The 12,424-nt window shown below is 75.4% G+C and carries 13 protein-coding genes; 9 read left to right on the top strand and 4 right to left on the bottom strand.

What is annotated here, in order from left to right; all coding sequences use genetic code 11:
* Positions 1–126: 126 nt before the first annotated feature.
* Both SCK26_RS34250 and SCK26_RS34245 read right to left on the bottom strand, forming a co-directional pair.
* Positions 127–1,089 (bottom strand): LysR family transcriptional regulator, encoded by a 963-nt coding sequence (locus SCK26_RS34250; protein WP_318205252.1) that lies wholly within the window; start codon positions 1,087–1,089, stop codon positions 127–129.
* Between the two features lie 512 nt (positions 1,090–1,601).
* A complete protein-coding gene (locus SCK26_RS34245; protein ID WP_318205251.1) occupies positions 1,602–2,489 on the bottom strand; it encodes an NAD(P)-dependent oxidoreductase in 888 nt (295 codons plus the stop codon).
* A gap of 86 nt (positions 2,490–2,575) precedes the next feature.
* On the opposite strand from SCK26_RS34245, the gene SCK26_RS34240 reads away from it, so the two are divergent.
* The 4 genes from SCK26_RS34240 to SCK26_RS34225 all read left to right on the top strand — a co-directional run bounded on the left by SCK26_RS34240 (position 2,576) and on the right by SCK26_RS34225 (position 6,285).
* The gene (locus SCK26_RS34240) at positions 2,576–2,926 is read left to right on the top strand and encodes a helix-turn-helix domain-containing protein (protein WP_318205250.1); all 351 of its coding nucleotides are present in this window, start codon (positions 2,576–2,578) and stop codon (positions 2,924–2,926) included.
* A gap of 106 nt (positions 2,927–3,032) precedes the next feature.
* Positions 3,033–4,430 carry a glycoside hydrolase family 27 protein gene (locus SCK26_RS34235; RefSeq protein WP_318205249.1) on the top strand — a complete coding sequence of 466 codons (1,398 nt, stop codon included), beginning with the start codon at positions 3,033–3,035 and terminating at the stop codon, positions 4,428–4,430.
* Between the two features lie 83 nt (positions 4,431–4,513).
* A complete protein-coding gene (locus SCK26_RS34230; RefSeq protein ID WP_318206150.1) occupies positions 4,514–5,086 on the top strand; it encodes a TetR/AcrR family transcriptional regulator in 573 nt (190 codons plus the stop codon).
* Positions 5,087–5,103: 17 nt separating this feature from the next.
* Positions 5,104–6,285, top strand: coding sequence for a GDSL-type esterase/lipase family protein (locus tag SCK26_RS34225; protein ID WP_318205248.1), 1,182 nt, complete (start codon positions 5,104–5,106; stop codon positions 6,283–6,285).
* Positions 6,286–6,420: 135 nt separating this feature from the next.
* Here the strand turns inward: SCK26_RS34225 and SCK26_RS34220 are convergent, their stop codons facing one another.
* Both SCK26_RS34220 and SCK26_RS34215 read right to left on the bottom strand, forming a co-directional pair.
* On the bottom strand, positions 6,421–7,092 hold the full coding sequence (locus tag SCK26_RS34220) for a class F sortase (protein WP_318205247.1): 672 nt from the start codon (positions 7,090–7,092) through the stop codon (positions 6,421–6,423).
* Positions 7,093–7,270: 178 nt separating this feature from the next.
* Complete coding sequence (locus tag SCK26_RS34215; RefSeq protein ID WP_318205246.1) at positions 7,271–7,882, bottom strand: hypothetical protein; 612 nt, start codon at positions 7,880–7,882, stop codon at positions 7,271–7,273.
* Between the two features lie 368 nt (positions 7,883–8,250).
* Here SCK26_RS34215 and SCK26_RS34210 point away from each other — a divergent pair, with 368 nt between their 5' ends.
* The 5 genes from SCK26_RS34210 to SCK26_RS34190 all read left to right on the top strand — a co-directional run bounded on the left by SCK26_RS34210 (position 8,251) and on the right by SCK26_RS34190 (position 12,342).
* On the top strand, positions 8,251–9,129 hold the full coding sequence (locus SCK26_RS34210; protein ID WP_318205245.1) for an SCO6745 family protein: 879 nt from the start codon (positions 8,251–8,253) through the stop codon (positions 9,127–9,129).
* A gap of 159 nt (positions 9,130–9,288) precedes the next feature.
* Positions 9,289–10,125 (top strand): fructosamine kinase family protein, encoded by an 837-nt coding sequence (locus SCK26_RS34205; RefSeq protein ID WP_318206149.1) that lies wholly within the window; start codon positions 9,289–9,291, stop codon positions 10,123–10,125.
* Between the two features lie 100 nt (positions 10,126–10,225).
* Positions 10,226–10,417 (top strand): putative ATP-grasp-modified RiPP, encoded by a 192-nt coding sequence (tgmA, locus tag SCK26_RS34200; protein WP_318205244.1) that lies wholly within the window; start codon positions 10,226–10,228, stop codon positions 10,415–10,417.
* Between the two features lie 18 nt (positions 10,418–10,435).
* A complete protein-coding gene (gene tgmB / locus SCK26_RS34195; protein ID WP_318205243.1) occupies positions 10,436–11,419 on the top strand; it encodes an ATP-grasp ribosomal peptide maturase in 984 nt (327 codons plus the stop codon).
* Positions 11,420–11,454: 35 nt separating this feature from the next.
* A complete protein-coding gene (locus SCK26_RS34190) occupies positions 11,455–12,342 on the top strand; it encodes a Gfo/Idh/MocA family oxidoreductase (RefSeq protein ID WP_318205242.1) in 888 nt (295 codons plus the stop codon).
* Positions 12,343–12,424 lie beyond the last annotated feature (82 nt).

The raw sequence follows: 12,424 nt of genomic DNA, 5'->3' as shown, positions 1-12,424 counted from the left end.
CACCGGTCACGGGAACCACGCGCGGCACGCGGGTGCCGCCGTTCGGCGCAGTACCGGCTGCCCGCGGCCGGGACGGGCCGCGCCGCGGATCCCGGCGGCGCGGGAGGGCCGGGTGCCGGCGGTGTCCTACGTCCCCTGTGTCCCGGCGGCGCTCCAGGTGCGGGAGGCCCAGGTGCGCAGGTGGGGGGCCTGGGCGACGAGGTCGCGGTAGGCGTCCGTGGCGGAGCGGACGACGGTCTCCACGACGTCGTCGGTGACGGTGTCCGGCCGCCAGGCCAGCACATAGCGGCACCACAGCGGGGAACCGTCCAGCGGCTTGACCACGACGTGCGGGATCGGCCGCAGCGTCGGCTGCACCAGCGACACCCCGAGCCCGTCGGCGATCATGCTCTGCAACTGGGTCTGGTCGCCGAGCCACTCGTGCACGGTACGCGGCCTGAACCCGGCCGCCGCACAGGCGTCGTAGAACACTTCCGGCCAGCCCGCGCCGTCGTCCGGGGTCACGAACCAGGCGTCCTCGGCGAGGTCGGCGAGCCGCACCTGGGGGCTCGGCCGCAGCCGGTGCCGGGCGGGCAGGGCGACGAAGGTGGGCTCGGTGACGATGCCGCGGTGCCGGACGGCGGCCGAGTGCCGTAGCTCCATGCCCGGGTAGTCGGCGGCGATGGCGGCGTCCACCGCGCCGTCCTCCAGCAGCTCCACGATCCGCGAGGACGCGTAGACGCTGGTGACGGCGAGGGTCAGCTCCGGCAGGCGGGCGCGGACCCGGGAGACCGTGCCGGACAGCATCGGCGAGTTGGTCGCGGCCACGCGCAGGGTGCGGCGGGCGCGGGCCGCGGCCGGCCGGTGCCCGATCGCGGCGGCCCGCGCGAGCACGTCCCGGGCCTGCTCGACGACCTCCGCGCCGTACCGGGTCGGCCGCACCCCGCCCGGTCCTCGCTCGAAGAGCGGCTCGCCCAGATGCCGTTCGATGCGCCGGAGCTGGGTGCTCACGGCGGGCTGCGAATACCCCAGCTGAGCGGCGGCCCGCCCCACGCTGCCGGCGTCGGCGATCGCACACACCACCCGCAGATGCCGCAGTTCCAGCTCCATCGGTCCGCTTTCCCGTTCGTTTCCTCCGGCCGGCCGGGCGGCGGTGCCCGGGGCCGGGGCCCGCGCTCCGCCCGGTGGCACGGCCGTCGCGCCGTCCCGGCCCTGTGCCCGGCGCCGGGGGCCGCGCACGGCCCGTGGCCGCGCGCCGCCGGGGCCGGACGCGGTGGCGACCGGCGGACCGAAGCGTTCCATGGCGCCCCGCGCGGCACAAGTCGCAGGTCCGCCAGGGTGTGGGGCGGTCACATCGGGGGGTACGGGTTCGCCGCGCGTTCGGCCGTGCTGGAGGGAGAACGGGTCGCCGGCCTCGAAGAGCGCGCCGGGAGCGGCCGTCGGCGGGGGCCGGTGGCGGCGTGGACCGGCGCCGGAGCGTCCCGGCCGGTCAGGGCCGGCCGGGACGCTGCCCGGCGGGCCGCAGGCGTGTGTCCTCGCCTGCCGGCCCTGGGCCCCGCGGGATCGGCACACGACCCGTGGAGCAGAATGGCCACCGGCCGCGTGTTCCGGTGGCGTCTGCCTCAGTGCCGTCCGAGCATCTCCGCCACCCGGATGAACCCGTCCCCGCCGTGCCCCAGCCCGATGACGCGGCGGGCCAGGCCCTCCACCGAGCGCATCACGCCCGCGTCGATCCCGTGGGACTCGGAGACGGCGACGACGTGGGACATGGTGGAGGCGGCCGAGGTGATGGGGTTGATCTCGCCGGAGTAGGTGCCGTCGTCGGCGTTCCGCGCGAACTCCTCGAACAGGGGCGGCAGGATCGCGGCGATGCCCTGGGCGAACGGGGCCAGCTCCCCGGCGGTGACGCCCTCCGCCCGGGCGATCGCCACGGCGTGCGCGTAGCCCGCCATCGCGGTCCAGAAGATGTCGAGCAGCGCGATGTCGAAGGTGGCCGCGCGCCCGGTCTCCTCTCCCAGGTGGGTGTGCGTCCCGCCGAGCACCTCCAGCACCGGCCGGTACCGCTCGTAGAGGTCGCGCGGTCCGCTGTGCAGGAAGACGGCCTCCGGGGTGCCGATGCTGGGGGCCGGCGTCATGATCGCGCCGTCCAGGTAGCCGATGCCGTGGGCCGCCGCCCACTCGGCGGTGTCCCGGGCGCGGCCTGGGGTGTCGGCGGTCAGGCTGACGACGGTCCGGCCCTTCAGCGCGCGGGTGACGTCCGCATCGCGCAGGATCGCGTCGCAGGCGTCGTAGTCGACCACGCAGATGACCGTCAACTCCGAGGCCAGTACCGCCTGTTCGGCGGTCGCCGCGGCCGTCGCGCCCCGCTCGGCCAGTTCCCGGTCCTTCCCGGGCGTGCGGTTCCAGACCGTGGTCCGCAGGCCGGCCTCGAGGAACGCGCCCGCCAGCGAGCGGCCCATCGGACCGAGGCCGAGCACGGTGACGGCAGGAAGATTCACAGCTGTGGACATGTTGCAACTCCGGTACGTGATGTTCATGTTGGCAATGGGGCAAGAGCGGCCGGACGGGCCGCGGGGACAAGACGAAGAGGACGACGATGACGCGCAGCCGTGCCCAGGACCCGAACGTCTGCGGAGTGACCGCCGCGGTCGCCGTGATCGACGGCAAATGGAAGACGTCACTGCTGTGGATGCTGGAGTCCGGCCCGCACCGGCCCGGCGAACTGCGTCGCCGGCTGGCCGGGTTGAGCGAGAAGGTGCTGACCCAGGCGCTGCGCGAGATGGAGCTGGACGGCCTGGTGCACCGTGAGGTGCACGACGTGCTGCCGCCGAAGACCGTGTACTCGCTGACCGCGTTCGGCCGCGACCTGGCCGAGGCCCTCGGCCCGCTGGCCGAGTGGGGCCACCGCCGTCTGGACCGGCTCCGCGCGAGCGGGGCGGCGTCCTGACGCGCCTGCGGCTGGCACCTCCCGTCCGTTCTGCCGGCAGCCCCTGGCCTCGGGAAACAGCCTCTCCCGAGCGACCGGGAGGTGCCAAGTACCCACAAAAAAGTGGGTGTCCGGCGGCCCGGGGAAACCGGCCGCGCGGCTCACCCGCCCGCCGTACTCCTTCGTCGCCGTCCGGGCCGTCGGCCGGCTGCCGGACCGAGAGGACACCACCGTGGACCGCGCCCTCCCCGCCCGCCGACCGCGTCCGCCGATGGGCTGGAACAGCTGGGACTGCTACGGCCCCACCGTCACCGAACAGGAGGTGCTGGCCAACGCGGAGTTCATGGCCGGCCACCTGCTGCCGCACGGCTGGGACACCGTGGTGGTGGACATCCAGTGGTACGAGCCGACGGCCCGTGCCCACGGCTACAATCCGGACGCCCCGCTGGTCCTGGACGCGTACGGCCGTCAGCTCCCGGCCCCGAACCGGTTCCCGTCCGCCGCCGGCGGGGCGGGTTTCGCACCGCTGGCCCGCCGGGTGCACGACCTCGGGCTGCGCTTCGGGCTGCACGTCATGCGGGGCGTCCCGCGCCGTGCCGTGGCCGCCCGGCTGCCCGTCCACGGAACGGAGTTCACCGCCGACGAGATCGCCGACACCACCTCGGTGTGCCCGTGGAACACCGACAACTACGGCCTGGACCACGACCATCCGGGCGCCCAGGCGTACTACGACTCCCAGGTGGCCCGGTTCGCCGCGTGGGGCGTGGACTTCGTCAAGGCCGACGACATGCTGTTCCCGTACCACGAACGGGAGATCGCCGCCTACGCGCGGGCGATCGAGCGCTGCGGCCGGCCGATCGAGCTGAGCCTCTCCCCCGGCACCGACCTCTCCCTCGCCCGCCTGGACCACCTGCGCGAGCACGCCACCATGTGGCGCGTCTGCGACGACCTGTGGGACCGCTGGGCGGACGTGGAGGCGCAGTTCGCCCGGATGGCCCGGTGGGCGCCCTGGCAGAGCGAGGCCGGCTGGGCGGACGCCGACATGCTGCCCCTCGGCCGGATCGGCATCCGCGCCGAACGCGGCACGGACCGGCTGTGCTCCCTGACCCGTCCCGAGCAGATCAGCCTGCTCACCCTGTGGCTGATCTCCCGGTCACCGCTGATGATGGGCGGCGATCTGCCCACCAGCCCGCCCGAGACCATCGAACTGCTCACCAACGAGGAGGCGCTGGCCGTGCTGTGGCACGGCACCGGCAACCGCGAGGTGCTCCGCGAGGACGGACTGGTGCTGTGGACCGCCCGGCACACCGACGGCCGCACCCGGTACGCCGCCGTCTTCTCCCTGGCCGGCGAACCCCGCCGGTACGACGTGCCGCTCGGCTCGGTCGGCGCGCGCCCCGCCGACCGGGTCCGCGAGCTGTGGACCCACGCCGACGTCCCGCACGACGGCCGGCACCTCACCGTACGCCTGCCCGCCCACGGCGCCGCCCTCTACCGCCTCGCGGAGGACAGCGGGCGGGAGTAAGAAGCCCACCTAATTTCCGATCCCATTTGCCTAAACCCTTTAGGAAGTTCCATAATCCCCTCCGGAAGACAGGAGAGACGATGATGGCGCGTGCGGGTCTGACCACCGAACGCCTGGTCCGGGCCGGGGCGGAACTGGCCGACGAGGTCGGCTTCGAGCAGGTGACGGTCTCGGCGCTGGCCCGGCGGTTCGACGTCAAGGTCGCGAGCCTGTACTCGCACCTGCGCAACTCCCAGGACCTGAAGACGCGGATCGCCCTGCTCGCCCTGGAGGAGATGGCCGACCGGGCCGCCGAGGCGCTGGCCGGCCGGTCCGGCAGGGACGCCCTCGTCGCCTTCGCGAACGTCTGCCGGGACTACGCCCGCGCTCACCCCGGCCGCTACACGGCGGCCCGCCACCCGCTGGACCCCGCGACGGCGGCCGGCAGCGCCGGCGTCCGCATCGCCCAGCTCACCCGGGCCATCCTGCGCGGCTACGACCTGGCGGAGCCGGACCAGACCCACGCCGTACGCCTCCTCGGCAGCGTCTTCCACGGCTACGTCAGCCTGGAGACGGCCGGCGGCTTCGACCACAGCGCCCCCGGTTCCGAGGAGTCCTGGGCCCGGATCCTGGACGCCCTCGACTCCCTGCTGCGCACCTGGCCCGCCCGCCCCTGAGACCCCTGGCAGACACCATGCACACCATTCCCCTGACCTCCGGCCTGATCCGCGGCGCCCTCGAACTGGAGCGCACCGAGCGCGGGCTGCTGCCGCACCGGCTGCCCGCCCGGGCCCGCGCCCAGTGCGCCGACCCGCAGCTGGCCCTGGCCGAGTCCCAGCCCTCCGGCGTACGCCTGGCGCTGCGCACCCGCGCCACCGCCGTCGAGCTGGACACCGTGCCGACCAAGCGCGTCTACACCGGCGCGCCGCCCCGCCCGGACGGCGTCTACGACCTGCTCGTGGACGGCCGCCCGGCCGGCAGCGCCACCCTCGCCGACGGCGACACGCTCACCGTCGACCTGGCCACCGGCTCCGCCGAGCACCGGCCCGGGCCCGTCGGCACCGTGCGTTTCGCGGGCCTGCCGGACACCCTCAAGGACGTGGAGATCTGGCTGCCGCACAACGAGAGGACCGAACTCGTCGCGCTGCGCGCCGACGCCCCCGTGGAACCCGTACCAAACCGGGGCCGCCCGGTGTGGCTGCACCACGGCAGCTCCCTCAGCCACGGTTCCGACGCGGCGAGCCCCACCACCACCTGGCCCGCGCTCGCCGCGTCCCTGGGCGGAGTGGAGCTGGTCAACCTCGGGCTGGGCGGCAGCGCGCTGCTCGACCCGTTCACCGCCCGCGCGCTGCGCGACACGCCCGCCGATCTGATCAGCGTCAAGCTCGGGATCAACGTGGTCAACACCGACCTGATGCGGCTGCGCGCCTTCGGCCCCGCCGTGCACGGCTTCCTCGACACCGTCCGCGAGGGCCACCCGGGCACCCCGCTGCTCGTCGTCTCCCCGGTCCTGTGCCCGATGCACGAGGACACGCCCGGCCCCACCGCCATGGACCCGGCGGCGCTGGGCGAGGGCCGGCTGCGGTACCTAGCCACCGGGGACCCCGCCGAGCGGGCGGCCGGCAAGCTCACCCTCGGGGTCGTCCGGGAGGAGCTGGCCCGGATCGTGCGCGAGCGGGCCGCCGAGGACCCGCGGCTGCACTACCTGGACGGCCGCGAGCTGTACGGCGAGGCCGACTTCGCCGAGCTGCCGCTGCCCGACGGCCTGCACCCGGACCCGGCCGGCCACCGCCGGATCGGCGAACGGTTCGCGGCGCTGGCGTTCGCGCCCGACGGCCCCTTCACCGCACGCGCGGCCGCCCGGCCGCAGCCCTGAGCCGCCTGCCGCGATCCCGCCCCCGCCTGATGGAAGCCGTCCCGCCGCCCGACCGGAGCGCTGGCCGCCGCCCGGCCGGGACCCGCGCCACCGCCCGGCCGGAAGGCTCCGGCGCGCGCCCGTGACCCCGGCGGCTCACACCAGGTGGGCGAAGACGACCAGGTTGTCGGTGTAGTCGCGCACCGAACGGTCGTAGTCCCCGGCGCAGGTGATGAGCCGGGCCTCGGGGCGGTCGGCGTCCGCGTACACCCGCTCGCTGGGGAAGTCGTCCTTGGCGAAGGTCTCGGCGCTGTCCACGACGAACTCCGCCGTACGCCCGTCGGCCCGCTCCACGGAGAACCGGTCGCCGGGCTCCAGCCGGCCCAGCTCGGCGAAGACGGCCGCCGAGGTGACCGTGTCGACGTGACCGGCGATGATCGCGGTGCCCCGCTCACCGGGCGAGACACCGCCGGCGTACCAGCCGACGAGGTTGGTGTCGGCGGCGGGCGGGGGCTGGAGCTGGCCCGAGGAACCGAGGGCCAGGGTGGTGAAGGGCGCGTCCACGGAGATCTCCGGGATGCGCAGCCGGGTCGGCGCCGACCGGGGCAGCGCCTCGCCCGGCCGGCGGGGACCGGCGGAGGCGACGGCACCGGCGTCCGGGGCCCGGTGCGGCGTGGGCTCACCGGCCGGCCGATGGCCGCCGAACAGGCTGACGGCGAGGAAGACCGCTGCCACACCCCACAGCGTCAGCCGCCCGCCGTGGCCGGCGTGCCGGTCGTCCGCCGGCGCCGCCGGAGAGACGGGGGACGCGGAGGGATCTGCTGCCATCGGACACCACCTCACTCGGGCACGGCAGCACGGGGATCGGGGCACGGAGGACAGGGGCGGGGCGGGGCCGCGCGCGAGGGCCGGCGAGGGCGGCACTGGTGCGGCGCGGGGGCGCGGGCCGCCGGCCCCGAGGGCGTGCCGGCGGTGTCCGCGGCCCCTGTCGCACGGCGGCGGCCCGTCAGGCCGCCGGTCCGGCGGCCTTCTTGCGGCGCAGCGTGTACGCGCCGGTCGCGGCCACGGCCAGGACGGCGAGACCGCCCGCGGTGACACCGGGCGTGGCGAGCGCGCCGCCGCCGGTGTGCATGCCGCCGCGCGGCTTGTCGTGCTCGTCGTCCTCGCCCCACTCGCTCTTGCCGCTCCTGCCTCCCTTCTCACCCTTGCCGCCGCCCTTTTCCTCCTTGCCGCCCTTCTCCTCCTCGTCGTCGCCGCCGTTGTCGCGGTAGCTCTCCGGGTCGAACCTGCTGTCGTCGCTCCCCGATCCCCAGCCGCCGCTGCGCACCGCGGCGAGTGCTCCGCCACCCGTGTGCATTCCGCCGCGCGGCCCGTCGTGTTCCCCTCCGCCGCCGCGCTCGCTGCCGTAGTCGTTGTCCTTGTCGCTGTTGTCGTCGCTGTTGTCGCCGCTGTCGGATCCCTCGTCACGGTCGGAGTCGCTGTCGTGCTCCCTGCTGTACGAGGAGTCGTCGCGACCGCTGTCGTGTTCGGCCGGAACGGCGAACGCGGCTCCGGGCGTCGCGAAGCCGAGGGCGGCCGTGGCGGCCGCCGTCGCCAGGAGCGTGCGGGCAGAGCGCATAGTGATGTCCTTCCGCCGTGACCGGGCAGCGGATACCTCATCAGCTGGATGGACCCGGTCCCGACATGAACCACCGTCAGCGAGGCCCCCGGCTCCCACCATCCGGGCCGCCCAGCCGGGTCACCACGCCACCCGTCTGCCCCAGCGCGCCCGCTTCGCGACCCCTCGTACGGGTCAATCGGCGGCGCGTCCGTACGCCTGCCGGAGTGATCGGCTGCCACCGGCCGCGTCCGGACCGGCTCCGGGTGACGCCGGACCCCTTGTTATGACCGCCGTCATAACGCAGGCTGGTGGCGACGGCACGGCAGCACGGTCGTACGGCACCGGCCGTACGGCGGCCGGCCGGGGCGACGCGGCGGGAGGAAGCGGTGGCGGACGGAAGGGCGCGCGCTCTGTGGGAGCGGTACGAGCCGGTGCACGACCTCGTGTACTTCGCGCCGGAGGCGCACCGGGCGGCGGACGCGCTCGGGCTTCGCGGGTTCTGGATGGGGTACTTCGCGCTGCGCGCCGCTCCGCTCGGCGCGGTGTCCCCGTCCGTGGTGACGAGCTGTTTCCACGTCTTCCATCCCTCGCGGGTGGCCCGGGCGCTGCCGGACGCCTGGGCGTACGCGGCTCCGGCGGATGTGCTGGCGGCCCGTCTGGAGGCGATGGACGCGGCGCTGACCCGGGTGGCCGGCGCGGACGCCGTCGGCTCCGCCGCCTTCGCGCAGGCCGCGGACCTCGCCTGGGAGGCCGCCGCGGCGGCGGACACCACAGGCCGGGTGCTGGCCGCCGCCAACCAGGCGCTCGGCCGCCCGGAGCGGCCCGCCGCCCGGCTGTGGCAGGCCGTGACGACCCTGCGTGAGCATCGCGGCGACTCCCATGTGGCGGTGCTGGTCGGCCTGGGGCTCGGGCCGGTGGAGGCCATGGTGCTCAAGGCGGCGGCCGGCGAGTCCGACGGGGCCTTCCTGCGCGAGACGCGGAAGTGGCCGGCGCGGGACTGGGCGGCGGCCGAGGAGCGGTTGCGCGCGGACGGCAGGCTCGCGGCGGACGGCTCGCTCACGCCCGCGGGCGCGGCGCTGCGCGCCCGGACGGAGGCGCTGACCGACGCGGCGGCCGAACGGCCGTGGACCGCGCTGGGCGCCGAGCGCACCGAGCGGCTGGCCGCGCTGCTGGAGCCGCTGGCCCACGCGGTCCGGGAGTCGGGGCTGCTGCCGGCCGCGAATCCGGTGGGGCTCACCCGCAGGACGCTCCCCGTCGGCCGCTGAGGCCGCCCGGTCACCGGCAGCCGCTCGGGAAACGTGGGCCGCCGACCTCATCCGTTTGGCTGGCAACAGTCGTATCAATGGTTGAACTGCCCAGCGAGGCGCCCTTGTTGCGGGTCGTACCCTGGGGCCGTGGCCAACCGTGAAGAGGATCCAGGACAGGTGGCGTCCCGGCTCACCGGGCGCCCCGCCGCCGGGACCCGGCCGTCGTCCGGCTCGCCCGCCGAGGTGCTGCTCGACGACGGGACACCCGTGATGGTGAAGCGGGGGGACGCTCCCGGGGCGGTGCGCGCCGAGGTCGCGGGGCTGCGCTGGCTGGCCGCCGCGGACGCGGTCCGGGTGCCGGCGGTGCTGGGGCACGACGACCACTGGATGGTGACCGAGCGGGTGCCGGCCGGGTCGCCCGGCCCGGCGGCGGCGCTCCGTTTCGGCCAGGCCCTCGCCGCGCTGCACGCGGCCGGCGCGCCCTGCTTCGGGGCGGCGCCGCCCGGCGGCCCCGAGGACGCCCGTATCGGCGCGGCCCCCATGCGCAACGCGCCGGGCGCCGAGTGGCCGTCCTGGTACGCCGAGCACCGCGTGCTGCCCTATGTGCGCGGCGCGGTCGACCGCGGCGTGCTCCGCCCGGCGGAGGCCGCCGTGTTCGAGCGGGTCTGCGCGCGCCTGCCGGAGCTGGCGGGTCCGGCCGAGCCGCCCGCCCGGCTGCACGGCGACCTGTGGAACGGCAATGTGCTGTGGGCGGCCGACGGCGAGGTGCGGCTGATCGATCCGGCCGCGCACGGCGGGCACCGGGAGACCGACCTGGCGATGCTGGGGTTGTTCGGCTGTCCGCACCTGGAGCGGGTATTCGTCGGTTACCAGGAGGCGGCGCCGCTGGCGGACGGCTGGCGGGACCGGGTGGGGCTGCACCGGCTCTTCCCTCTGCTGGTGCACGCGGTGCTGTTCGGACGCGGGTACGCCGAACAGGCCTTGACGGCGGCGCGGGAGACGCTCGCGCGGTAGGCGCCCGCGGCGTCCCTCCGCGCCGCGGCCACGGAGAGTAAGGAAACCAATCACCCGTTCGACTCGTATAAGGACGTGAAAGCCTAATCAGGGAGAGACCATGCAACCGTTCACGCTCAACTACGCGCGGCCCGCTGTGCAGTTGGACGTCACCATTCCGTACGCGTACGACTCCGGACTGCAAGTGAACGTCCTCCCGGACGGGCGGATCGCCGCGACCGACCACGCGACGTTGAGAGCCCTCGGGACCACGACGTCGACCGCCGGTTCCAAGACGCACTTCGACGACTGAAACCGCGGACCCCCACAGATGACCGTGCTCATCCTGACCAGTGAGGAAGACGTGACGGCGGACATGGTGGTCCTCCGGCTGGGCGAGGCCGGCGTGCCCGTCGTCCGGCTCGACCCCGCCGATCTGACCAACGGCGTGGCGCTGTCGGGCGAGTACGTGCGGGGCGCCTGCCGGGGGCATCTGTCCGTCGGCGGGCGCCTGGTGGGCATGGACGGTCTGCGCTCGGTGTGGGTGCGCAGACCGGGCGATCCGGCCGCCCGCGCCGCCCAGCCCTCCGCCTGGCTGACGGAGGAGTCGTCGCAGGCGCTGTACGGCATGCTGCGGTGCAGCGACGCCCGCTGGATGAACCATCCGGACGCCGCCCGCCGCGCCCGGCACAAACCCTGGCAGCTCGGCCTGGCCCAGCGCAGCGGGCTGGCGGTGCCGGCCACCCTCATCACGACGTTCCCGCAGGCCGCGCGGGAGTTCGCGCGGCGCTTCCCGGACCTGGTGGTCAAGCCGGTCTCCGGGGCGCATCCGCAGGAGCCGCCCCGGTCCGTGCCGACCAGCCGCGTCGCGCCGGACACCGATTTCACCGCGGTGGCCTACGGCCCGACCCTGCTGCAACGGAGGATCGCCAAACGGGCCGACATCCGGCTCACCGTCGTCGGCGGCACGCTGCTGGCCGCCCGCAAGCCCGCCGACCCGGACGCCCATCCGGACGACGTGGACGTCCGTTTCGCCCCCTCGGTCTCCCCCTGGCTGCCCGCGGACGTGCCCCCACGGGTCGCCGAAGGCGTGCGGCGGTACATGACGGGTGCGGAACTGGCGTACGGAGCCTTCGACTTCGCGGAGGACGCGGACGGGATCTGGTGGTTCCTGGAGTGCAACCAGTCCGGCCAGTTCGGGTTCGTGGAGATGGACACCGGCCAGCCGATCGCCGCCGCCATCGCGGGCTGGCTCGCGGGGCGGGGAACGGGGGGCCACGGGTGTGCGGAGGGTGAACGCGGCGCACCATCCTGAAGGGGCGGGGAACGACTGTCGGAAGGGAACGGGACATGCGCATCGGACTGCTGGGGACGGGCCCATGGGCGCGGGCGACGTACGCTCCCGCCCTCGCGGAGCACACCGGCCTGGAGTTCACCGGGGTGTGGGGGCGCCGGCCGGAGGCGGCCGCGGAGCTGGCGGAGCGGTACGGCGTCGCCGCGTACGCCGACGTGGACGCGCTGCTGGCCGACGTGGACGCGGTGGCGGTGGCCCTGCCGCCGTCGGTGCAGGCGGAGTTGGCGGTGCGCGCGGCCGGAGCGGGCCGTCACCTGCTGCTGGACAAGCCGCTGGCGGTGTCGGCCGCCGGGGGCCGGGCCGTGGCGGAGGCGGTGGAGCGGGCCGGGGTGGCGTCGGTGGTGTTTTTCACCACGCGCTTCCAGAAGGAGCCGGAGGCCTGGGTCGAGGAACAGGCCGCGCGGACGGGCTGGTTCACCGCGCGGGCCCACTGGCTGGGCGCGGTGTTCACGGGCGACAGCCCGTTCGCGGCCTCGCCGTGGCGGCGGGAGAAGGGGGCGCTGTGGGACGTCGGCCCGCACGCCCTGTCGGTCCTGCTGCCGGTCCTCGGCGACGTAGGGAAGGTCGCGGCGGCGGCGCGCGGTCCGGCGGACACCGTCCATCTGGTGCTGGACCACGCCACCGGCGCGTCCAGCTCGCTCACGCTGAGCCTGACGGCCCCGCCGGCGGCGGCCGGGGCCGAGGTGGAGCTGCGGGGCGAGGCGGGTGTGTCGGTCATGCCCGGGAGTTCGCAAGGAGCGGTCGCCGCGCTCGGCCGGGCCGCCGACGCGCTGGTGCGGGCCGCCCGCACCGGCCGCCCGCACTCCTGCGACGCCGCGTTCGGGCTGCGGGTCACCGAAATCCTCGCCGCGGCGGAGGACCGGCTCACGGCCGCCCGGGCGTAGGCCGGCCCGGCGTAGGCCGGCCCGGCGTAGGCCGACCGGGGTCCGGACGGCCGGTCGGGTCCGGACGGCCGGTCGCCGTGCC

Source organism: Streptomyces sp. SCL15-4 (genome assembly GCF_033366695.1).
Taxonomy (GTDB): Bacteria; Actinomycetota; Actinomycetes; order Streptomycetales; family Streptomycetaceae; genus Streptomyces.
Note: the sequence above shows the minus strand (reverse complement) of the source record. Positions and strands in the feature narration are given on the sequence as shown.